We start from the raw sequence: 22,325 nt of genomic DNA on the forward strand, positions 1-22,325 counted from the left end.
AGCCCTGTCCACGTCCAAATCAGGCCTGCGCCGCAGCGCGACCGGCCCCGCTTGTTTTAGGTTGTACAACGCTGTTCTGCTCGACCGGCAGAATCAGTTGATCGGGTACCGCGCTGTGCCATTTTTTTGCGCACACGTAGTAGACGACGGCCGGCAGCACCAGGCCGATGATCCAGGAAATGTCCACATCACCGAGGGCCGCCACCAGCGGGCCGGTGTAGAACTTGGTGGAGATGAACGGCAACTGCACCAGCACACCGAACACATAGACGCTGATGCCGAGCAGGTTCCAGCGGCCGTAGCGACCGTTCGGATCGGCCAGTGCCGGCACGTCATAACGCTCGCGGGTGATGCAGTAATAGTCGACCAGGTTGATCGCGCTCCACGGGGTGAAGAACGCGAGCAGGAACAGGATGAAAGACTTGAACGCACCGAGGAACGAGTGCTGACCGAGCAACGCAATCAGAGTCGCTGCGCCAACGATCACCAGAACAAACACCAGACGCTGCAGGCGCGTAACGGTCAGGTGGCCTTTGAAGCCACTGATGATGGTCGCGATGCACATGAAGCTGCCGTAGGAGTTCAGCGTCGAGATGGTCACCTTGCCGAACGCGATGCTGAAGTACAGCAGCGCGGCGGTGGCACCGGTGCCGCCCAGACCGACGATGTAGGCGACTTCGTGACCGGCGAATTGACCGTTGGCCGAAGCGGCCGCGAACACGCCGAGGACCATCGCCACCTGTGCGCCAATAACCGAACCGGCACCCGCAGCGAAGAAAGTTTTTACCGCCGACGTCTTGCTCGGCAGGTAACGGGAATAGTCAGCCACGTACGGGCCGAAAGCGATCTGCCAGGACGCGGCAAGCGATACCGCGAGCAGGAAGCTGCTCCAGCTGAAGTGACGGATTTGCAGGAGCGCGCCGACGTCGACCTGACTGATCAGACGGCTGAACAGATAAACGAAAGCGATCACGCCGATGACACTGGCGACACGGCCGATCCAGTGGATGACCCGATAACCGAGCACCGTGACCACCACGATGACGCTGGCGAAAAGCAGAATGCCGACGGTGTCGCTGACGCCAAACAACTGGCCCAGCGCCTGACCGGAAAGTACCGTGCCCGTCGCGGTGAAACCGAGGTACATCAGGCACACCAGCACAATCGGGATCGCCGCGCCGTAAACGCCAAACTGCACGCGGCTGGAAATCATCTGCGGCAGACCGAGTTTCGGCCCTTGCGCCGCGTGCAGCGCCATCACGCCACCGCCGAGCAATTGACCGATCAACAGACCGATCAGCGACCAGAACACATCACCGCCCAGCACCACGGCCAAGGCCCCGGTGACAATCGCAGTGATTTGCAGGTTGGCACCCATCCACAGGGTGAACTGGCTAAACAGACGACCGTGTCTTTCCGCTTCCGGGATGTAGTCGATCGAACGCCTTTCGATCAACGGTTTGTTGCCTGCACGATCGGTGTTGACAGCCATGATTCAACCTCTGTGGATTGTTTTAATAGTTCACTGAGCTTCGGTAGGGCTGCTTTTCTGTGGGAGCGAGCTTGCTCGCGAATTGGCCAGCACATTCAACATCTTTGCTGACTGACAGATTGCTTTCGCGAGCAAGCTCGCTCCCACATAAAGCCAAAACGTGTTACTTGCCGCCAGTAATCATCGGCAGGTTCAGGCCCTGTTCCTTGGCGCAGTCGATGGCGATCTGGTAACCGGCATCGGCGTGGCGCATGACACCGGTGGCCGGGTCGTTGTGCAGCACGCGCGCAATGCGCTCGGCCGCTTCGTCCGTACCGTCGCAGACAATCACCATGCCCGAGTGCTGCGAGAAGCCCATGCCAACGCCGCCGCCGTGGTGCAGGGAAACCCAGGTCGCGCCGCTCGCGGTGTTCAGCAGAGCGTTGAGCAGTGGCCAGTCGGACACGGCGTCGGAACCGTCCTGCATCGATTCGGTTTCACGGTTGGGGCTGGCCACCGAGCCGGAGTCGAGGTGGTCGCGACCGATCACGATCGGCGCCGACAGCTCACCGCTGCGCACCATCTCGTTGAAGGCCAGACCGAGCTTGGCGCGCAGGCCCAGGCCGACCCAGCAGATACGGGCCGGCAAACCCTGGAAGCTGATGCGCTCGCGGGCCATGTCCAGCCAGTTGTGCAGGTGGGCGTCATCCGGGATCAGTTCTTTGACCTTGGCGTCGGTTTTGTAGATGTCTTGCGGATCGCCCGACAGTGCCGCCCAACGGAACGGGCCGATGCCACGGCAGAACAGCGGACGAATGTAGGCCGGTACGAAGCCTGGGAAATCGAACGCGTTTTCGACGCCTTCTTCCTGGGCCATCTGACGGATGTTATTGCCGTAGTCGAAGGTCGGGATGCCTTGCTTCTGGAATTCCAGCATGGCTTTGACGTGCACCGCCATCGACTGTTTGGCGGCTTTGATCACAGCGGCCGGTTCGGTCTTGGCGCGGGCGCGGTACTCGTCCCAGGTCCAGCCGGCGGGCAGGTAACCGTTGAGCGGGTCGTGGGCGCTGGTCTGGTCGGTGACCATGTCCGGGCGTACGCCGCGCTTGACCAGTTCCGGGAGGATTTCCGCCGCGTTACCGAGCAGGGCGATGGAGATTGCCTTGCCTTCCTTGGTGTATTTGTCGATGCGCGCCAAGGCGTCGTCGAGGTCTTTGGCTTGCTCATCGACGTAGCGGCTTTTCAGGCGGAAATCGATACTGACTTGTTGGCATTCGATGTTCAGCGAGCAGGCGCCGGCCAGTGTCGCAGCCAGAGGTTGCGCGCCGCCCATACCGCCCAGACCGGCAGTCAAAACCCACTTGCCGGTGAGGTTGTCGTTGTAATGCTGGCGACCGGCTTCGACGAAGGTTTCGTAGGTGCCTTGAACGATGCCTTGGCTGCCGATGTAGATCCAGCTGCCGGCGGTCATCTGGCCGTACATGGCCAGGCCTTTGGCGTCGAGTTCGTTGAAGTGCTCCCAGCTCGCCCAGTGCGGGACGAGGTTGGAGTTGGCGATCAGTACGCGCGGGGCGTTGCTGTGGGTCTTGAACACGCCGACCGGCTTGCCGGACTGCACCAGCAGGGTCTCGTCGTCGTTCAGATTGGTCAGGCTCTCGACGATCTTGTCGTAGCACTCCCAGTTACGCGCGGCGCGACCGATACCACCGTAAACCACCAGCTCTTTCGGGTTCTCGGCGACTTCCGGGTCGAGGTTGTTCATCAGCATGCGCAGCGGCGCTTCGGTCAGCCAGCTCTTGGCGGTCAGCGTGTTGCCGCGGGCAGCGCGGATCTCAACGTTGCGAAACTTTGTAGGCTTATTGTCAGTCACGAAAAAGACTCCTCAGCGATCAATTCAAACCAACCCTGGCAGTGGGCAAGCAGCCTGCGTGCATCAATGCGCGACAAGCGAATCAGTGGACGCTGCGGAGAGTCTCGAACGACTCATACGCATACGTCTTTACTTGTACATACAAGCATATGCAATCAAGCGGCCAACTTGCTGGAGGGTGGTTCAGGAAAAATTGCGGGCAAGGCTGGAGAGCGCCTGAATCAAGGGTTCAGGCGTGGATGAAATTTTTCCGGGAGAGATTTTGTGCAGTTTGGATTTGCTTGGATGAGCGTGGTTTTGCGCCACACTGGGGCGTTCGGTAACAAGTTGGTGCGAGGATGGAAACAGAATCTTGATCGTTCCCACGCTCTGCGTGGTTACGCCGCCATGGACGCTCTGCGTCCGCTTCGATGGAGGTGACGCAGAGCGTCAAGGGATGCATTCCCACGCAGAGCGTGGGAACGATCAGAGGGGAGGATTAACTAGCGCGCAGTCAGCTCGATCACGCAGCAAGCGGCATTGCTGAAGACTTCGGCCAGACCGCTGTTGCCGTCCAGTTGCAGACAATCATGGCGACCGAGTTGCGAAACGGCGTCACCAACCTGCACTTCCAGCAACTCACTGACACTGAACACCAGCACCGTCCCCGCCGAACTGAACAACCGCTGTTCACCGTCCAGCCACTGCAACCGCGCGCTGTACCGCTGCGGCGCGTAGATCAGGTTGAAGTCGCGAATCGCGCCACCGAGCAGCGTGCACGACACCTGGCTTTCGCCGCTGAAGGCAAACGGGTCGAGCGGTAACAGCGGCCGCGTATCGTCGCCGTCGACGCACAGGGTCATGCCATCACCCTGCAATACGGTGATCACCCGCTGATAGCCAGCGAAGGTCGAAAAACCGCCGGACTCGGCGATGTCGGCAATCGACAGGCGCCAGCCAAAACCGTCCAGCCCTGCACCCGCGTCACGGGTGATTTCTTCAGTGCTGCCGCCACCGTTTTTCCACGGCATGCGCGGGTAACCCTCAGCGCGTAAAACCTTCAAACCATTCATTTATGAAAGCGTCCTTCCAGACGATGACGAGAACCCGGATGAATCAAACGTGCAGCGGTCACCGGCTGACGCCCCGACCACGTGCGGCGACGTATCAGCAGGCAAGGTTCGCCCTTCTCGATCTGCAACAACTTGCACTCGGATGATTCGGCGAGAATCGCTTCAACCACGTGCTCGCCCTCGGTCAGCGGCGCGACCTGATTGAGATAGGCGTATGGCGTCTGCAGAGTGAAGTCCTGCTTGAGGTATTCCGGGGCAACCAGTGCGTTGACGAAACGGTCTTCGATTTGCACCGGGATGTCGTTTTCGTAATGCACGATCAGCGAGTGGAACACCTTCTGCCCTTCGCGCATGTCCAGCGCCAGCGCGCGCTCGGAACCGGCGGCCTCTTCTTCGAGGGTAATCACCTGGCAAGTGTGGCGATGGCCACGGGAGGCGATTTCGTCGGCGATGTTATGCACTTCGAATAGCGCGGACTGGCTCTTCGGTTCGGCGACGAAAGTGCCGACACCTTGCATGCGCACCAACAGACCGTCGGCGGTCATTTCGCGCAACGCACGGTTGATGGTCATGCGGCTGAAGCCGAGCTGATTGACCAGCTCGCTCTCGGACGGCACGCGGTAGTGCGGCGGCCAGTTTCCGCTGTCGATCTGCTGGGTGATCATCTGTTTGACGCGGGCGTACAAGGGCGCCGGACTGTCGCCCATGTTCGCGGCCAACGGGGAGACTGGAGGCGGAGTCGGCACGGTTGATCCCTGTTCATTGGATGAAAGTGGCTAGCTTGCCGGAGTTTACCGGGCAGGCAAACGTCTGTATATGTATATACAAATAACACACGATGGGGTGCTGAACCATGTCCGCCTTCTTTGCCGAACGCGCGCTGCTGCCTAACGGATGGGCCAACAATGTACGTCTTGAGGTCAGCGCCGATGGCCTGCTGACCCAAATCCAGGCCGATTCCACCGCAGATGGCGCCGAACGGCTAAGCGGTCCGTTGCTGCCGGGGATGCCCAATCTGCATTCGCATGCGTTCCAGCGGGCGATGGCCGGACTGGCCGAAGTGGCCGGCAACCCGAACGACAGTTTCTGGACCTGGCGTGATCTGATGTATCGCCTCGTCGGAAAAATCAGCCCGGATCAGCTCGGTGTTATCGCCCGCCAGCTGTACATCGAAATGCTCAAGGCCGGTTACACCTCCGTTGCAGAATTTCATTACGTGCACCACGACAGTAATGGCCAGCCTTATGCCGATCCCGCTGAACTGGCGTTGTGCATCAGTCAGGCCGCGAGTGAAAGCGGCATCGGTCTGACCCTGTTGCCGGTGCTCTACAGCCACTCAGGCTTCGGCGGCCAGACGCCTAACGATGGTCAGCGCCGCTTTATCAACAGCACCGAAAATTACCTGAATCTGCAATCACGTTTGCAGCCGTTGTTGGCGCAGCAAAAGGCGCAATCGCTGGGCCTGTGCTTCCACTCGTTGCGCGCGGTGACGCCGCAACAAATCAGCGAAGTACTGGCCGCCAGCGACAAGCAATGCCCGGTGCACATCCACATCGCCGAGCAGCAAAAAGAAGTCGACGACTGCCTGAGCTGGAGCGGTCGGCGTCCGCTGCAATGGCTGTATGAAAATGCCGAAGTCGATCAGCGCTGGTGCCTGGTCCACGCCACTCATGCCAACGCTGAAGAAGTCACGCTGATGGCCAGGAGTCGCGCCATTGCCGGCCTGTGTCTGACCACCGAAGCGAACCTGGGTGACGGGATTTTCCCGGCGGTGGATTTCCTCGCGCAGGGCGGGCGCATGGGCATCGGTTCCGACAGCCATGTGTCGCTCAGCGTGGTGGAGGAATTGCGTTGGCTGGAATACGGTCAGCGTCTGCGCGATCAGCGGCGTAACCGTTTGTACGGTGCGGATCAGCCGATGGTCGGGCGCACCTTGTATGACGCGGCACTGGATGGCGGTGCGCAGGCGTTGGGGCAGCCGATCGGGGCGCTGGAAGTGGGCAAGCGTGCGGACTGGATCGTGCTCGATGGTAATGATCCGTATCTGGCGACGGCCACCGGTGACGGGATTTTGAATCGCTGGTTGTTTGCCGGCGGCGATCGGCAGGTGCGCGATGTGTTGGTCAACGGCCAGTGGGTTGTGCGCGATGGCCGGCATGCTGGCGAAGAGGACAGTGCTCGCGCCTTCACCCAGGTCCTGCGTGACCTTCTCGGCTGACGGCTGATCGTTCCCACGCTCTGCGTGGGAATGCAGCCCGGGACGCTCTGCGTCCCAAAAGCGGACGCGGAGCGTCCATTGAGACACTCCCACGCGGAGCGTGGGAGTGATCAGGATCGGTGATTAATTCGAAGTCTTGGCCATCTGCCGATCCGAAGCGCGCCAGATCAATCGCGTCGTGTCATAACCCTGCTGACGCGCCTTGCTCAGCAGCTCTTCACGCACCACCCCGTTGACGGTCGGCGTGCGTGACAGCAACCACAAGTACTTGCGACTCGGGTCGCCGACGATGGCGGTCTTGTAGTCATCGCTGACGTACAACACCCAGTATTGGCCTTTCGCCACACCCGGGATCAGGCGCGAAAACCAGGTATCGAACTCGACCCAGAGCTTGTCGGTCTTGCCCGGCATCTGTGGATAAGCCGTGCCCTTGGCCTCTTCCCATTGCCAGTCCGGGGTCAGGCAGCGATTGAGCACCGCGACATTACCGTCAGGCTTGAGGGTGTAATGAGCTTCGGACTGCGCGCAATTGCGCTGGAAGTACATCGGCAAGCGCGCCAGTTCATACCAGGTGCCCTGATAGCGCTTGAGATTGACGCTGTTGACGGTTTTCGGCGCCAACGGGTCGACGCCGGAAGTGGCGCAGCCGGCCAGTACCAGGCCGGCAAAAAGGATCAGCAATAACCGCTTCATTTTTCTTCTCCGTGGGCGCGAAGCCCCGGTTTACTTCAGGCCTTGGCCGGAAAACATCAGCACTTTGTCACCGGCGTACTGCACGCTGATAAAGCTGTTCTTGTCGCCCCAGGTGCAACTGGACATGCCGAGCGCGCCCGAGCAATCCGTCGGTTTGCCGAGCAGGGTCTCGACTTCGGCCTTGGCCATGCCGGCCGAGAGCTTCGAATAGTTTTCCTGATTGACCTTGCTGCATGCGGCCAGCAGCACGCAAAACGACAGAAGGGCGATAGATCGCAGCGACATGGTGTAACTCCTGGAACGAGGGGGGATGGCATGGTGCCAACCAGAAGCTTAGAAGAGAAAACCCTCATCTGGTTCCGTGGGGGAAGGGCTATTTATTAGCCCGCCCGTCCGGCTTTTGCCGATAAATCAGACACTTTGTAGGGCTATTGAGCATTTCGTCGCATTTCGTAAAAGACGCCTAATCTTTGGCGCGCCGCGGTCGAAATAAGAGCAGCGCAAAGCCCCCGAGTGTGGCAAATTGCCGCCCTTTCTTGACCAGCCCCTTCGCGGTAGTTCATTCGATGACCAGAAACATGAAATTCAGCCACAAGATTTTGCTGGCTGCCGCCCTCGTGGTGGCCGTTGCGTTCGCCTGTTTCATTTTCTTCAACGACTATCGACAGCGCGAAGCCCTGAGCAGCAGCACCGAAGCCTCGATGCAGGAACTGGGCAGCCTGACCACCAGCAACATCCAGACCTGGCTGGAAAGCCGCATTCAGTTGCTGCAATCGCTGTCGCAGCAAGTGGCCGTCGACGGTAACGCCCCCGCCAGCCTGAAACGCATCATCGACCTGCCCGCCTACACCGGCAATTTCCAGCTCAGCTACTTCGGTGGCGCCGACGGCGTGATGTTCTCGGTGCCGGCCGGCAACCGCGCACCGGATTACGATCCACGCGCACGCGGCTGGTACAAAGCGGCGAACAGCGCGCAGCAGACCATCGTCACCGAACCGTACATCGCCGCCTCTTCGGGCAAACTGGTGATCACCGTCGCCACGCCAGTGCAGCGTCAGGGCCAGATGCTCGGCGTCGCCGGTGCCGACATCGACCTGACCAGCGTCAGCGCGATCATCAACTCGCTGAACTTCGGCGGCCACGGCCACGCGTTCATCGTCAGCAGCGACGGCAAAATCCTGATCCACCCGGACAGCAAGCTGGTGCTCAAGACCCTCGCCGAGGCCTACCCGAACGGCGCGCCGAAGGTCAGCCCGGGCCTGAAAGAAGTCGAGTTCAATGGCAAAACTCAACTGATCTCCTTCACCCACGTCAACGGCGTGCCGTCGGCCGATTGGTACGTGGCACTGGTGCTCGACAAAGACACCGCGTTCGCGATGCTCAGCGAATTTCGCACCTCGGCGCTGATCGCCATGGTCATCGCCGTGGTGATCATCATCGCCCTGCTCGGCATGCTGATCCGCGTGCTGATGCAACCGCTGCTGACCATGGGCCGCGCGATGCACGATATCGCTGAAGGCGAAGGCGATCTGACCAAACGTCTGGTGATTCACGGCAACGACGAATTCGGCGCGCTGGGCACTTCGTTCAACCGCTTCGTCGAACGTATTCACACCTCGATCCGCGAAGTGTCCTCGGCCACAGGGCAAGTCAACGAAGTCGCGCTGCGCGTGGTCGCGGCGTCGAACTCGTCGATGTACAACTCCGACCAGCAAGCCACCCGCACTAATAGCGTCGCTGCCGCGATTAACCAACTCGGCGCCGCCGCGCAGGAAATCGCCCAGAACGCCGCCCTCGCCTCGCAGCATTCCAGCGATGCGCGCAGCCTCGCGGTCGACGGTCAGCAGGTTGTGGATAAAACCATTCAGGCCATGCAGCAGTTGTCGGCGAAGATCAGCGATTCGTGCGGCAACATCGAAACACTGAACAGCAACACGGTGAACATCGGTCAGATTCTCGAAGTGATCACCAGCATTTCCCAGCAGACCAACTTGCTCGCGCTCAACGCCGCGATCGAAGCGGCGCGGGCCGGTGAAGCCGGGCGTGGTTTCGCCGTGGTTGCCGACGAAGTGCGCAACCTCGCCCACCGTACCCAGGATTCGGCGCAGCAAGTGCAGAAGATGATCGAAGAGCTGCAAGTCGGCGCGCGTCAGGCGGTCAGCATCATGACCGAGAGCCAGCGCGAGAGCGAAAGCAGCGTCGGCATCGCCAACCAGGCCGGTGAGCGATTGGGTAGCGTGACTCAGCGTATTGGAGAGATCGACGGGATGAACCAGTCGGTGGCCACCGCGACGGAAGAGCAGACGGCGGTGGTCGAGTCGATCAATGTCGATATCAACGAGATCAACACGCTGAATCAGGAAGGTGTGGAGAACTTGCATGCGACGTTGCGGGCGTGCTCGGATCTTGAGCAGCAGGCGGCGCGGTTGAAGCAGTTGGTGGGTAGTTTCCGCATTTAAGATCAAGGGCTTTACCCCCTCACCCCAGCCCTCTCCCCCAGGGGGGGCGAGGGGGAAAGGGAGCCGATCGGGGGATTTTCCAGACCTGAGTTCGACTCGAAATTTGCAGGTCGATTTATCAAGCCCAACCACCTCGGTCAGTCCCCTCTCCCTACGGGCGGTCCGACGTTTCGGGAGGGCTAGGGTGAGGGAAAGCTCTTAAAACCGTGAACCCGGCTCAGAAAGAAACACCAACTCCTCCGCCGTAGACTCCCGCCCCAACACCGCATTGCGATGCGGAAACCGGCCAAACCGCGCGATCACTTTCTGATGCCGCTCGGCATAATCCAGATTGTCGGCAAACACCGCCCGCTCACCTTCCGGCTGTTCAGCCACCAGTTCGATAAACCGGGAAACGGCTTCGTTCTGCACAGCGAGGTTTTCGCAGTGTTCGAACACCAGATAAATGAACACCCGCTGAATCGGCTTCAACTGCCGATCAAAATCCGCCGCAATACCTTGCGCGACGAGTTTTTGCGCACGCAGATCACCGGAAAACGCTTTGGGAGTATCGCGAAAGATCATTCGCGGCAGTTGATCGAGCAGCAGCACCAGCGCCAGCCAACCTTCGGGACGTTGCGTCCACTCGGTCAATTCGCCGGCCAGGGCTTTATCGACAAAGACCCCGAAACGCGTCTGCGCTTCGAGGTCTTGGCTGTCTCGCTTGCCGAACCACAACTTGCCCTTGTCAGCCGCTATCTCGTCGGGGGATTCGGCTTGTCCGAACCACCAGTCGAGCAACGGCTGCCAGGGCGCGGTCATGGTTTATTCCTTGTGGTAGGCCGTCGCGCGGGCGACTTCTTCTTTCGAGCCGAGGAACACCGCTACGCGTTGGTGCAGGCCTTCTGGCTGGATGTCGAGAATGCGCTGGTGACCGTCGGTGGACGCGCCGCCCGCCTGTTCCACGAGGAACGACATCGGGTTGGCTTCGTACATCAGACGCAATTTGCCTGGCTTGGAAGGCTCACGGCTATCGCGCGGGTACATGAACAGGCCGCCACGGGTCAGGATGCGGTGTACGTCGGCAACCATCGCCGCGACCCAACGCATGTTGTAGTTCTTTTTCAGCGGACCTTCTTCACCGGCCAGCAGCTCGCCCACGTAGCGTTGTACCGGGGCTTCCCAGTGACGCTGGTTGGACATGTTGATGGCGAATTCCTGGGTCGATTCCGGGATGGTGATGTTTTCGTGAGTCAGCACGAAGCTGCCCATTTCACGGTCCAGAGTGAAGCCTTTGACGCCGTCGCCCAAGGTCAGGATCAGCATGGTCTGTGGACCGTAGATCGCGTAACCGGCGGCAACCTGTTGGGTGCCTGGCTGCAGGAACGCTTTCTCGTTCAGCGGCTCGTTCTGGCTCAGGTATTCGTTCGGGCAACGCAATACCGAGAAGATGGTGCCGACCGGAGCGTTGATGTCGATGTTCGACGAACCGTCCAGTGGGTCGAATACCAGCAGGTACGCGCCTTTCGGGTATTTGCCCGGGATCTGGTAGGCATTGTCCATTTCTTCGGACGCCATGCCGGCCAGGTGACCGCCCCATTCGTTGGCTTCGAGCAGGATCTCGTTGGAGATCACGTCGAGCTTCTTCTGCACTTCGCCCTGCACGTTTTCGGTGCCCATGCTGCCCAGAACACCACCCAGGGCGCCTTTGGACACGGCGTGGTTGATCTCCTTGCAGGCACGCGCCACCACTTCGATCAGGAAACGCAGATCGGCAGGAGTGTTATTGCTGCGGGTCTGCTCAATCAAATAGCGACTCAGGGTAACGCGGGACATGGACGGCTCCGGTGGAATGGGGGGCTAAAAACCCGCGCAGTTTACAGGGAGTCTGAAAACGTAGCGAGCGATGACGCCCGGTAACGTGCGTTAGGGTGTAATTGCCTGCATGAGACGTGATTGTCGGTGGAGAGTTCAGGTAGCGAATTTAGCGTAGTTGGAAATCGGGCGAAGGTGATCGGCTTCAGTTATGTATTGATGGAGAAGCCGCCTTCGCGAGCAAGCTCGCTCCCACACTGGATTTTTGCATGCCGCAGATCCAATGTGGGAGCGAGCTTGCTCGCGAATGGCGCGCAGCGCCAGCCATTCTCAGGTGTTGGTCGGCGGCTTGCGCAACAAGCTGAAAGCCATCGCCCCCAAAAACACCACACTCAACAACAACACCGCCCACAAGCCGATTTTCTTCCAGTTGGTCTCCGCCACCGCCGCTGTGGTTGCCGTCGAAGTCTGCGTAACCACCGCCTCACCCTGCACCGACGCCTTGCCCAGCGCCGCCAGTTTCTCCGGTTTGAAATCCGGAATCAGCGTCGACAACGGCAGATTCGCCGTTTTCACCGTCGAATTGCCCAACGCCAGACTGTACGGCCCCTCCCCGCGCGCGAGGAAAATCACCTGAGTCGCCCGCACCGCATATTTCACGCTCGGCGCTTGCTCACCGAGACCGCCGCCGCGCTCATCCACCGTCAGCTTCAACTGCTGCACGGTCTGCCCGTAAAGCTGCAACTCGTTCTGTACTACATCCTGGCCATTCTGGGTCAGGCGATAGAGCAAGCCGCTGCTCAGGGTCTGCCACGGCACACTGCTTTCACGACGGCCGGCCAGCGTCACTGGCGCGAGGCTGTTCGGCTGTTTCAACTCGACCTGCACACGCTCGACATTCAGCCCCATCGGCAACTGCCAGGTGTATTCCCCGGCCTTGCTGCTATTGCCGGCCAATGCCTGCGACCAGACCAACGGCAGCGGAACGTTGCGCGGATCACTGCTTTTCAATTGTGCCGCTGTCAGGATCGGTGCCGAGTTCGGCGACTCCCACAGCAACCGCACATAACGCGCCGTTTGCCCCGGCAAGGTCACTTCGTGCTGCTCGATGCGTTCATCGGAAAAGGTCAGCCGTGCAACCTGACCTTCGCCCCACGCCTGCCAATGTTGCAGGTCGTCGCTGGCTTCGATGCTGAAACGCTGAAAGCCGTCGCGTTCGCTGGTCCAGTCGAGGATCAATTGCTGCAACGGCGCCTTGATCGCGCTGGCGTCGAGCAGCCAGCCGCGCAGCACTTCTTCACCCGCTTCCAACTGACTGGACGGCTGCACCTCGACCAGCGTGCCGTTGGTGGTCGCTTGCACACGCACGTTCGGCGCGCGCTCGCTGGCGTCGGCGGCGTTGTACAGCGGGAACCACTTCACCTCGTGCAACTGGCCGTCGTCGCGGGTCTGCGCGGATTCGCGCGCCAAGGCGTAGGCCTGCGCTTCGCCCGCGGCGTTGAACACACGCAGGTCACTGAGATCGGTCTGGCGCGCCTGCAATTGCACGCTCAGCGGCAGTTCGAGCCGATACCACGGGCCGTTGCCGCTGACTGCCAGCGGCACCTGCGTGGCGAAGTCCGCCGGTTTTTCCTGAGCGCCGGCCGCCATCACCAAGCCCAACGCCAACCAACCCAGATGTCCCATGCGACTCAAGATGAAACTCCTTCGGTGTCCGGGGCCGGTTGATCCGCCGCCGGGTCAGCGTCGACGCGTTTGGGCGGCAGCGGCGCGAAATAGCCGACCACCAGCAGCAACACGCCAACGCCGATAAACGAGACGATCCGGGCGAGGCCGCCACGGTTGCTCAGTTCAACAAAAATCAGTTTGGCCACCACCAGCGCAATCAGCGCCGCGCCGATCAGCCACACTTCGCGACGATGACGCAGATGGCCGCCAATCATCAGACCCAGCGCCATCAGCGTCCAGACGATCGACAACCCGGCCTGCACCAGCATCGAGGCAAGTAGCGTATCCAGTTCGAACGGGATCCCGGCCCAATGATGCGCGGCGCGGGTGACCAGCGCCGTGCAGAAGGCAAATAGCGAAACCCCGGCGATCAATTGCGTGCCGTAATCGGCGTAGTCCTGACGGATCGACAACTGCGAAATCGCACTGCGCGACCAGACATAGACGCCGAACAATGCGAACAGCAGGCCCAACTCCAACGGGTTAAGCAGCGGCACGTACGGCAGCGGCTCGGCATTGCCATCGCTGACGCCATTGGCCAGCCAGAACCACGCGAGCATCAGCACTGCCAACGGCGCGGCGGCGTACAAGCGGTACTCGCGGGCAAACGCTGCGACCGGCCACGGCCAACTGCGCGGGGCCGCTGCCAGCAGCAGATAAACGCTCGGCAGAATCGCCCAGCCCAGCCAGCGCCAGGCGTTGTATTGCTCGGACAACAGCAGCAGGCCGTAACGCAACTCCAGCGCCAGCACGCCGATCAGCAGCCAGCAGCCGAGCACATGCGCCGTGCTCAAGGCGCGCGCCGGCAGCATCGGCGCCAAACGTCGCAGGCTGAAGAAATGCACGGCGAATACCGCTGCCCACGCCAGCCAACCGAAATCGGCTGCCGGGTGATAACGCGAATGCCAGGCAGCAAGCAACACCAGACCCGCCGCCGGAATCAGCAAGGTGCAGAGCAAGCCCAGCGCCGACCATTTCAAACGTAGCGAGAACACAGTCCACAACGCCACGCTTACGGCTGCAACCAACAGCAACAACGAGCCTTGCAGATTCGGCGCGGCAAAACGCAGCACTTCACTGACCCACGCCAGCGCCCACCAACCGGCGCCCCACACCAGCAAGACTTCGGACAAACGCTGCAAACTCAACGCGTCGAATGCCGAAGCGTGATTGCCCAGTTGCAGGCGCCAGGCACCGATCATCGCAGCCAGGCCCAGCACCAGCGGTGTCCAGAATCCACCGTGGGCCAACGGCTTCAGGCCTTCGCTGGACAGTGGCCCAAGCAACTCGGGGCCGGCCAGCAAAAACGCCGCGCCACCAATCAACTGCAACAGCAGACCAAAGACAAAACTTACGCGCTGCTTGAGGTACAGGCTCAGCCAGATGATCAGCAAACCACTCGCGGCCCACACCGCACTCGCGGTTTGCCATGGCAGCACGAACAGCACCGCCAGATTGATCAGCACCAGACCGGCCAGCAGCACCACCGACAAACCGCGCAGCAGACGCACGTCGCCGCGCACCATTTCATCGCGGGCTGCCAGCAGCATGCCAGCGATCAGCGCCAGACCGATCAGCGAAGCACTGAGCAAGCCACTCCAACCGGCGCTGAACACCGCTGCCGAATCCTCGCCCGCACCTCGCAGACGCAACAGGAATAACGCACCACCGAGCAACTGCACGGCAAACGCGCTGAACAGGAAGGTACGCGATTGAATGCGCAGACCGACAAACAGAGTCGCCAACCCGGCCAGTGCCCAACTGATCGCCGTGGCCTGAACGAAGAAGAACAGCGGCGCCAGCAGATAGAGGAAGGTCAGGCCCAGGCACGCCAACACCGGCAAGCCCTGACGCTCCCACGGTGATGCCTGTTCCGGCAAGGCCTTGCGCAATTGATAGAAGCTGAACAGCAACGCCATACCGAGCATCAACGCGCCCAGCGGTGCAGCGTCGAGCAAACTGCTCTCGCCGACGCGCAACTGGCTGAGAAATGCCAACGCCGAACCCAGTTGCAGCAGCAAGGCAAAGGCCCGGGCGAACGGTCGATGCTGACGCAGTCCGAGCCAGAAAATCCCCGCACCTTCCACTGCCCATGCCGCCGAGGTCCAGCGCGCATCCAGCCCCAGCGGAATCGCCAGGCTGGCAAAAATCACCCCGAGCGCCAGACAGGTTTCGCCCAGCAGCACTGCGCGTCCGCCCATCAATACCTTGGCCAGCGCCATATAGATCATGCCTAACGCCAGCGCACTGAACGCCGCAGCAAACTCCAGATGCTGCACCAGCGCAAACTGCAAACCGAAGCCAATAATCGGCGGACCGAACAGCATGGTGCCATCGACATAATCGCCCTTGCGCGCCGACCAGTGCAGCAACGCCTCGCGGTCGCCCTCCGCCGGCGCATCGGGCATGTCGCGCAACTTGCGCCGGGCGAACAGCAGGCCGATGGCGAGGTACATCAGGAAGAACAGAATCAGGAACGGTTCGGTGCTCCACAACAACTGCGGCGCATACGAACGCAGGCCCCAGGCGAAACCGATGCCGAAGGTGCCGACGAAGCCGATCAGATTGAGCAGGCGCCAGGCCTTGAACCAGGCGATGGCGAGAATGCCGGCGTTGAGCAGCGCGAAATAACTGAACAACGCGACGTGGTTGCCAGCACCGGTCGAGGTCAGGATCGGCGCGGCGAACCCGCCCAGCGCCGCCGCTGCGGCAAGCCCCAAGGCGTCTTGAGTAATGGCGAGAATCGCCGAGAAAATCGTCACTGCCACCAGCAGGCCGAGGGCGGCGGACGGATCGAGCAACGGATGCAGACGCATCGCTGCAAACACCGTCAGGTACAACACCGCAATCCCGGTGCCTTGCAGCATCAACGCATAATTGCTGTTGCGCCGGCGCAGCCACCAACCCAGCGCGAGCAGGCCCAACGCGGCCGTCGCGACACCGGCATAACGCAACTCGATCGGCACGACCATGCCTTCGGTGGCGTAGCGCAGCAGAAACGCCAGGCCGAAGAACAGCAACACCACGCCGACCCGCAGCACGGTGTTGCCGCCGAACAGCCAATTGCGCGCAGCACCGATGCCGCGCTCGATCAGATTCGGGCCACGGGGTTCGGCAGGTTTTGGCGGTTCAGGCGTGACGGCGTCAAGGCGCCAGACATCAGCGGGCAGCGGTTGACTGGTTTCACTGGCAGCGACGGAAATCGGTTCGAGTTCGGGCGGCAGTTCCCAGACCAGTTCGGGCGCCGAGGCTTCTTCGGTGGCTTTGACTGTTTCTACGACGGGCTCGGTAACCGGCGCCGCACTCGATGGCGGCGCGGTGTGAATGGGCGCGCCTTCCAGTAAAAACAAACGTTGCTCGACACCCTGCAAAGCGACCTTCGCCTGCTCAAGTTGCTGCTGTTGCGCCGCCGCCAGCGAGCCAAGCCGAGCGATTCGGATTGTCTGCCCGATCACCAGCCCCAGCAACGCGCCCAACAGCGCATCACTGAACGACTCGTCGAGCAGCCAGCCGAGCACCAGCCCGATCAACATGAACATCCATTGCATGGTCGATATCCCTAAGCGCAAAGGCCAATCCGGGAAGATTAGCGCAGCCTGACCCAAAAAGATCGCAGCCTTCGGCAGCGCCTACAGGGTTATGCGAACACCTGTGTAGGAGCTGCCGAAGGCTGCGATCTTTTTCGGCACGCGATTATATCGAGCCGAACGGAAAGTTACTCCAACGCTTTCCAGATATCCGTGGCGTACTCGCGAATCGTCCGGTCGGAAGAGAACCAGCCCATCCGCGCCGTGTTGAGCACTGCCGAGCGCCACCAGTTATTGGAATCGTGCCAGTGCGCTTCAACGCGCTTCTGCGCTTCCCAATAAGAGTCGAAATCAGCACAGACCAGGAAGCGGTCGTAATCCACCAGCGAGTCGATCAGCCCGGTATAGCGCGAGGTGTCATCCGGCGAGAACACCCCGCCGCGAATCGCTTGCAGCACATCGTTCAAACGATGCGACGCAGCAATGTCCGGCAACGCACTGAACTCGTGGTTTTGTTTACGCGCTTCCACCTGCTGCGCGCTGAGACCGAAGATAAACATGTGTTCGGCCCCGATGCGTTCGCACATCTCGACGTTGGCGCCGTCCAGCGTGCCGATGGTCAGCGCGCCGTTGAGGCCGAATTTCATGTTACTGGTGCCCGAGGCCTCGAAACCGGCGGTGGATATCTGCTCGGACAAGTCCGCCGCCGGAATGATGCTCTCCGCCAGGCTGACGTTGTAGTTGGGCAGGAACACCACTTTCAGCAGACCACGCACCGTCGGGTCGTTGTTGACCACCCGAGCGATGTCGTTGGTCAGCTTGATGATCAGTTTGGCCTGGTGATAACTCGCCGCGGCTTTACCGGCGAAGATCTTCACGCGTGGCACCCAATCGACTTCCGGCTCGGCGCGGATCGCCTGATACAGCGCCACGGTGTGCATCAGGTTGAGCAACTGACGTTTGTATTCGTGGATACGTTTGACCTGCACGTCGAACATCGCCGCCGGATTGACCGCGATGCCCAGCCGTTCGTGAATCAGATAGGCCAGGGCTTTTTTACTGTGCAGGCGTTGCTCGGCGAAGGCTTTGCGGAACGCGGTTTTCTCGGCGAACGGTTCGAGGTCAAGCAAGCGTTCTTCAGGGTTATCCAGCAAATCCGGGCCGAGCGCATCGACCAGCATCGAAGTCAGTTCAGAGTTGGCCTGATATAACCAGCGCCGGAACGTGATGCCGTTGGTTTTGTTGTTGATCCGCTCCGGGTAGAGCTTGTGCAGTTCGGCGAACACGGTTTTGCGCATCAGCTGCGTGTGCAGCCCGGACACGCCATTGACGCTGTGCGAACCGAGGAACGCGAGGTTGCCCATGCGCACCCGGCGACCGTTGTCTTCTTCGATCAGCGACACCGCGCGCAGCACGTCGAAATCGTGAATGCCCTTGGCCCGTAGCGAATCGATGTGCTGGGCGTTGATCAGATAAATGATCTGCATGTGTCGCGGCAGCATGCGTTCCATCAGGCCCACCGGCCAGGTTTCCAGCGCTTCCGGCAACAGCGTGTGGTTGGTGTACGACAGCGTGTCGACGGTGACTTGCCACGCCGCATCCCAGGCCACGTCGTAGACGTCGACCAGTTGGCGCATCAGTTCGGCGACGGCAATCGAGGGGTGGGTATCGTTGAGCTGGATCGCCGCGTGATCGCCCAAGGTCAGCACCGAGGTGTGCATGTTGCGGTGACGACGCAGCAAATCCTGCAGCGAGGCGGCGACGAAAAAGTATTCCTGTCGCAGGCGCAGTTCCTGCCCCGCTTCGGTGCTGTCCGCCGGGTAGAGCACGCGGGAGATACTTTCGGCACGGGCCACTTCAGCGACGGCGCCCAAGTGGTCACCGGCGTTGAAGCGCTCCAGGTGCAAATCTTCCATGGCTCGCGCGCGCCACAGGCGCAAGGTGTTGACGCTCGCCCCGCGCCAGCCGACTACAGGAGTGTCGTAGGCAATCGCGCGGACAGTTTCGGCCGGCGACCAGACTTGTCTGGATTTACCGGAAACATCGGTAACCGTTTCAACGCTGCCACCGAAGCCGATGGCGTAAACGACTTCCGGGCGTTCGAACTCCCACGGGTTGCCGAAATCCAGCCAGTGCTCGGTCTGTTCCTGTTGCCAGCCGTCGACGATGGCCTGGCGGAACAAGCCGTGTTCATAACGAATGCCGTAGCCGTGACCGGCGATGCCGAGCGTCGACATGCTTTCCATGAAGCATGCGGCCAAGCGACCGAGGCCGCCGTTACCAAGCGCCGCATCGGGCTCCAGCAGACGAATACGTTCCAGGTCGACACCGAGTTCGGTCAGCGCTTCACGGGCAACATCGAGCAGGCCAAGATTGCTCAGGCTGTCGTAGAGCAAACGGCCGATGAGGAACTCCAGCGAGAGGTAATACACCCGTTTCTGACCTTTGCGGTAGATCTGCCGGGTGTGGTCCATCCAGTGCTCGACCATGTGATCGCGCGCCGCCAAAGCGATGGCTTCGAACCAGTCGTGGTCGAAGGCGTGATCGGGGTCTTTGCCCACCGCATAGGTGAGTTTGGTCAGGACGGCATCGCGGAATGCGGCCACCTCTGCTTCGCGAACTAGTGGTTCTTGAGTCATCGATAGGACCTCGAGCGAGCGGGGAATTGTCTGAGCCTAGACGGTCTGACCGACGGTAGCGGCGCAGGTTCGGCAGTATTTCCTGAGACGGTGAGATGGCCCGGCATTACCCTGGCGGATGAGCTAATGAATGCAGGGGCCGTGCCGAATTGTCCGGCAAAATGCCTGCATGCAGAAAAAATCTGGCGAAAGGTTGTTCAAAAATCCACCAGTCCCGGTATGATCGCGCGCCCTGATGCACACACGCCTGGTAACTCCCGATGATGAAGCCCAACCTGATTGCCGCCGCCGAGATCGATCGTCTCGATACGTGGGCAAAATACTCAGCCCCGATGTGCGGTTCCTGCATATCCAGCTGCTGCACGCTGCCGGTTGAGGTGAAGATCAAGGATCTGGTGCGCATCGGTGTGGTCGACGAGTTCGAACTGGGCGACCCGCCGAAGAACATCGCCAAGCGCCTGCAAAAGGAAGGTCTGGTCGAGCGCTTCAATCAGAAGTCCGGCATCTTCACCCTGCAGCGCATGAGCAACAACGATTGCTATTACCTGGATCGTAAGAGCCGCCTGTGCACCATTTATGACAAGCGCCCGGATACCTGCCGCAATCACCCGAAGATCGGGCCGCGTCCGGGGTATTGCGCGTACAAGCCGAAGGAAGTGGTGCGCGAGCAGAACTTCCGCGCGATCGAGAAGTTCTAAAAGCTTACCCTCATCGGAACGCCGCCCGCCCAGCCCTCTCCCGGAGGGAGAGGGGGCCGACCGAGGTGTCTTGCGCCTGACATCGACCTGAAAAATATAGTCGATTATAAATTCGGTACAGCCCCACCAAATCGATTATGGATTCAGCAGAATTCTTTCAAGTCGATGCATCTCATGAATATCCCCCATTCGGTCCCCTCTCCCTCTGGGAGAGGGCTAGGGTGAGGGGCTCTTGATCTTCAAGACTCAATCCACATTTCCCCCCAGACAAACAAAAACGCCCCCGGTCTCGCGACCGGGGGCGTTTTCATTCAGCCTGAACTAATGACTCAGTTCTTGGCTTTCTTGGCAGCGCGGGTACGCTCGCTTTCGTCCAGGATCTTCTTGCGAAGACGGATGGACTTAGGAGTTACTTCGCACAGCTCGTCTTCCTGGATGTATTCCAGCGCCTGTTCCAGAGTGAACTTCACTGGTGGAACCAGAGCGATGGTTTCGTCTTTACCCGAAGCACGCATGTTGTCGAGCTTCTTGCCCTTGGTAGGGTTAACGCCCAGGTCGTTGTCACGGCTGTTCTGACCAACGATTTGACCGTTGTAGATCTCCTGGCCGTGTTCTACGAACAGCTTGCCGCGAGCCTGCAGGGTTTCCAGCGAGTAGGTCAGTGCCTTGCCGGTTTCAACCGAAACCAGAACGCCGTTCTGACGGCCGGACATGTGGCCCGACTTGACGGTGTCGTAGCGATCGAAGATCGAGGTCAGGATGCCAGCACCGTTGGTCAGGGTCAGGAACTGGTTACGGAAACCGATCAGACCGCGAGCAGGGATGTTGTATTCCAGACGAACACGGCCCTTGCCATCCGGCACCATGTTGCTCAGGTCGCCTTTACGCAGACCCATCTCTTCCATGACCTTGCCCTGCGCTTCTTCAGGGATGTCGATGGTGACGTTTTCGAACGGTTCTTGCTTGACGCCGTCTACTTCACGAATGATCACTTCCGGACGGCCCAGGGCCAGCTCGAAGCCTTCGCGACGCATGGTTTCGATCAGTACCGAGAGGTGCAGCTCACCACGGCCGGAAACCTTGAACTTGTCAGCGGTGTCGCCTTCTTCAACGCGCAGTGCAACGTTGTACAGCAGCTCTTTGTCCAGACGGTCCTTGATGTTACGGGACGTCACGAACTTGCCTTCTTTACCGCAGAATGGCGAGTCGTTTACCTGGAAGGTCATCGAAACGGTTGGCTCGTCAACGGTCAGCGGCTTCATCGCCTCGACGGTGTCCGGGTGGCACAGGGTGTCGGAGATGAACAGCGAATCCATACCGCTGATGCAAACGATATCGCCTGCTGCAGCTTCTTCAACGTCAACGCGGTGCAGACCGTGGTGACCCATCAGTTTCAGGATACGGCCGTTGCGACGCTTGCCGTCGGCACCGATAGCCACAACCGGGGTGTTCGGCTTGACGCGGCCACGAGCGATACGGCCAACGCCGATAACACCCAGGAAGCTGTTGTAGTCCAGAGCGGAGATCTGCATCTGGAACGCACCGTCACGGTCAACGGCCGGAGGCGGAACGTGGTCGACTACCGCTTGGTACAGCGGGGTCATGTCTTCCGCCATGGCGGTGTGGTCCAGACCGGCAATACCGTTCAGGGCCGAAGCGTAAACAACCTGGAAGTCCAGTTGTTCTTCGGTAGCACCGAGGTTGTCGAACAGGTCGAAGATCTGGTCCAGAACCCAGTCCGGACGCGCGCCTGGACGGTCAACCTTGTTGATCACCACGATTGGACGCAGGCCGGCTTCGAAAGCCTTCTTGGTCACGAAACGGGTTTGCGGCATAGGGCCGTCTTGAGCGTCAACCAGCAGCAGAACGGAGTCAACCATCGACATTACGCGTTCAACTTCGCCGCCGAAGTCGGCGTGGCCCGGGGTGTCCACGATGTTGATGTGGTAGCCGTTCCAGTTGATGGCGGTGTTTTTCGCCAGAATGGTAATACCGCGCTCTTTTTCCTGGTCGTTGGAGTCCATCACGCGCTCGTCGTTGAGCTCGTTGCGCTCCAGGGTGCCGGATTGACGCAGGAGTTTGTCTACCAGGGTGGTTTTACCATGGTCAACGTGGGCAATGATGGCGATGTTGCGTAGATTTTCGATCACTTGTGTATCTCGATCAGAGGATTCGG

General features: G+C 60.4%; 15 protein-coding genes and 1 pseudogene. 4 read left to right on the forward strand and 12 right to left on the reverse strand.

Features of this window, described 5'->3' with window-relative positions; all coding sequences use genetic code 11:
* Positions 1–19: 19 nt before the first annotated feature.
* From WA225_RS06165 to hutC, 4 genes are all read right to left on the reverse strand, one after another.
* A complete protein-coding gene (locus WA225_RS06165) occupies positions 20–1,492 on the reverse strand; it encodes a purine-cytosine permease family protein (RefSeq protein ID WP_422607253.1) in 1,473 nt (490 codons plus the stop codon).
* A 163-nt stretch (positions 1,493–1,655) separates the two neighbouring features.
* On the reverse strand, positions 1,656–3,341 hold the full coding sequence (hutU, locus tag WA225_RS06170; protein ID WP_422607254.1) for a urocanate hydratase: 1,686 nt from the start codon (positions 3,339–3,341) through the stop codon (positions 1,656–1,658).
* 482 nt (positions 3,342–3,823) lie between these two features.
* The gene (locus tag WA225_RS06175) at positions 3,824–4,393 is read right to left on the reverse strand and encodes a HutD family protein (RefSeq protein WP_422607255.1); all 570 of its coding nucleotides are present in this window, start codon (positions 4,391–4,393) and stop codon (positions 3,824–3,826) included.
* Positions 4,390–5,100 (reverse strand): histidine utilization repressor, encoded by a 711-nt coding sequence (gene hutC, locus WA225_RS06180; protein WP_162130175.1) that lies wholly within the window; start codon positions 5,098–5,100, stop codon positions 4,390–4,392. Before hutC ends, WA225_RS06175 begins: the two co-directional genes overlap by 4 nt.
* A 146-nt stretch (positions 5,101–5,246) precedes the next feature.
* Here hutC and WA225_RS06185 point away from each other — a divergent pair, with 146 nt between their 5' ends.
* On the forward strand, positions 5,247–6,611 hold the full coding sequence (locus tag WA225_RS06185; protein ID WP_422607256.1) for a formimidoylglutamate deiminase: 1,365 nt from the start codon (positions 5,247–5,249) through the stop codon (positions 6,609–6,611).
* Positions 6,612–6,734: 123 nt separating this feature from the next.
* Here the strand turns inward: WA225_RS06185 and WA225_RS06190 are convergent, their stop codons facing one another.
* Together WA225_RS06190 and WA225_RS06195 are read right to left on the reverse strand one after the other, a co-directional pair.
* Positions 6,735–7,304, reverse strand: coding sequence for a lipocalin family protein (locus WA225_RS06190; RefSeq protein ID WP_422607257.1), 570 nt, complete (start codon positions 7,302–7,304; stop codon positions 6,735–6,737).
* 30 nt (positions 7,305–7,334) lie between these two features.
* Complete coding sequence (locus tag WA225_RS06195; protein WP_007952486.1) at positions 7,335–7,589, reverse strand: hypothetical protein; 255 nt, start codon at positions 7,587–7,589, stop codon at positions 7,335–7,337.
* 293 nt (positions 7,590–7,882) lie between these two features.
* Here WA225_RS06195 and WA225_RS06200 point away from each other — a divergent pair.
* Positions 7,883–8,905, forward strand: a pseudogene (locus tag WA225_RS06200) (HAMP domain-containing protein); the annotation flags it as partial.
* Positions 8,906–8,998: 93 nt separating this feature from the next.
* Positions 8,999–9,763: a methyl-accepting chemotaxis protein gene (locus WA225_RS06205; RefSeq protein WP_422607439.1), complete on the forward strand. Its 765-nt coding sequence runs from the start codon at positions 8,999–9,001 to the stop codon at positions 9,761–9,763.
* A gap of 198 nt (positions 9,764–9,961) precedes the next feature.
* Here the strand turns inward: WA225_RS06205 and WA225_RS06210 are convergent, their stop codons facing one another.
* From WA225_RS06210 to WA225_RS06230, 5 genes are all read right to left on the reverse strand, one after another.
* On the reverse strand, positions 9,962–10,564 hold the full coding sequence (locus WA225_RS06210; RefSeq protein WP_422607258.1) for a DUF924 family protein: 603 nt from the start codon (positions 10,562–10,564) through the stop codon (positions 9,962–9,964).
* A gap of 3 nt (positions 10,565–10,567) precedes the next feature.
* Positions 10,568–11,578, reverse strand: a complete 1,011-nt coding sequence (locus WA225_RS06215) for a class 1 fructose-bisphosphatase (RefSeq protein ID WP_008080580.1) — start codon at positions 11,576–11,578, stop codon at positions 10,568–10,570.
* A 309-nt stretch (positions 11,579–11,887) separates the two neighbouring features.
* Positions 11,888–13,243 carry a DUF3999 domain-containing protein gene (locus tag WA225_RS06220; RefSeq protein ID WP_422607440.1) on the reverse strand — a complete coding sequence of 452 codons (1,356 nt, stop codon included), beginning with the start codon at positions 13,241–13,243 and terminating at the stop codon, positions 11,888–11,890.
* Between the two features lie 5 nt (positions 13,244–13,248).
* Positions 13,249–16,833, reverse strand: coding sequence for a DUF2339 domain-containing protein (locus tag WA225_RS06225; RefSeq protein ID WP_422607259.1), 3,585 nt, complete (start codon positions 16,831–16,833; stop codon positions 13,249–13,251).
* Between the two features lie 167 nt (positions 16,834–17,000).
* Positions 17,001–19,451 carry a glycogen/starch/alpha-glucan phosphorylase gene (locus tag WA225_RS06230; RefSeq protein WP_422607260.1) on the reverse strand — a complete coding sequence of 817 codons (2,451 nt, stop codon included), beginning with the start codon at positions 19,449–19,451 and terminating at the stop codon, positions 17,001–17,003.
* Between the two features lie 260 nt (positions 19,452–19,711).
* On the opposite strand from WA225_RS06230, the gene WA225_RS06235 reads away from it, so the two are divergent.
* Positions 19,712–20,149, forward strand: a complete 438-nt coding sequence (locus tag WA225_RS06235) for a YkgJ family cysteine cluster protein (RefSeq protein ID WP_008080573.1) — start codon at positions 19,712–19,714, stop codon at positions 20,147–20,149.
* A 329-nt stretch (positions 20,150–20,478) separates the two neighbouring features.
* On the opposite strand, the gene typA is transcribed toward WA225_RS06235, so the two are convergent.
* Complete coding sequence (gene typA / locus WA225_RS06240; RefSeq protein ID WP_064117050.1) at positions 20,479–22,299, reverse strand: translational GTPase TypA; 1,821 nt, start codon at positions 22,297–22,299, stop codon at positions 20,479–20,481.
* Between the last annotated feature and the right edge of the window lie 26 nt (positions 22,300–22,325).

Origin of the sequence: Pseudomonas sp., from assembly GCF_049300855.1 — a bacterium.
Lineage (GTDB): Bacteria > Pseudomonadota > Gammaproteobacteria > Pseudomonadales > Pseudomonadaceae > Aquipseudomonas.

Bases quoted from the DNA above. Each gene is read 5' to 3' on its own strand.
- WA225_RS06220 (WP_422607440.1), bottom strand. From the start codon at position 13,243: ATGGGACATCTGGGTTGGTTGGCGTTGGGCTTGGTGATGGCGGCCGGC.
- WA225_RS06230 (WP_422607260.1), bottom strand. From the start codon at position 19,451: ATGACTCAAGAACCACTAGTTCGCGAAGCAGAGGTGGCCGCATTCCGC.
- WA225_RS06215 (WP_008080580.1), bottom strand. From the start codon at position 11,578: ATGTCCCGCGTTACCCTGAGTCGCTATTTGATTGAGCAGACCCGCAGC.
- WA225_RS06175 (WP_422607255.1), bottom strand. From the start codon at position 4,393: ATGAATGGTTTGAAGGTTTTACGCGCTGAGGGTTACCCGCGCATGCCG.
- hutC (WP_162130175.1), bottom strand. From the start codon at position 5,100: ATGGGCGACAGTCCGGCGCCCTTGTACGCCCGCGTCAAACAGATGATC.
- WA225_RS06225 (WP_422607259.1), bottom strand. From the start codon at position 16,833: ATGCAATGGATGTTCATGTTGATCGGGCTGGTGCTCGGCTGGCTGCTC.
- WA225_RS06205 (WP_422607439.1), top strand. From the start codon at position 8,999: ATGTACAACTCCGACCAGCAAGCCACCCGCACTAATAGCGTCGCTGCC.
- WA225_RS06165 (WP_422607253.1), bottom strand. From the start codon at position 1,492: ATGGCTGTCAACACCGATCGTGCAGGCAACAAACCGTTGATCGAAAGG.
- WA225_RS06235 (WP_008080573.1), top strand. From the start codon at position 19,712: ATGATGAAGCCCAACCTGATTGCCGCCGCCGAGATCGATCGTCTCGAT.
- WA225_RS06190 (WP_422607257.1), bottom strand. From the start codon at position 7,304: ATGAAGCGGTTATTGCTGATCCTTTTTGCCGGCCTGGTACTGGCCGGC.
- WA225_RS06210 (WP_422607258.1), bottom strand. From the start codon at position 10,564: ATGACCGCGCCCTGGCAGCCGTTGCTCGACTGGTGGTTCGGACAAGCC.
- WA225_RS06195 (WP_007952486.1), bottom strand. From the start codon at position 7,589: ATGTCGCTGCGATCTATCGCCCTTCTGTCGTTTTGCGTGCTGCTGGCC.
- WA225_RS06185 (WP_422607256.1), top strand. From the start codon at position 5,247: ATGTCCGCCTTCTTTGCCGAACGCGCGCTGCTGCCTAACGGATGGGCC.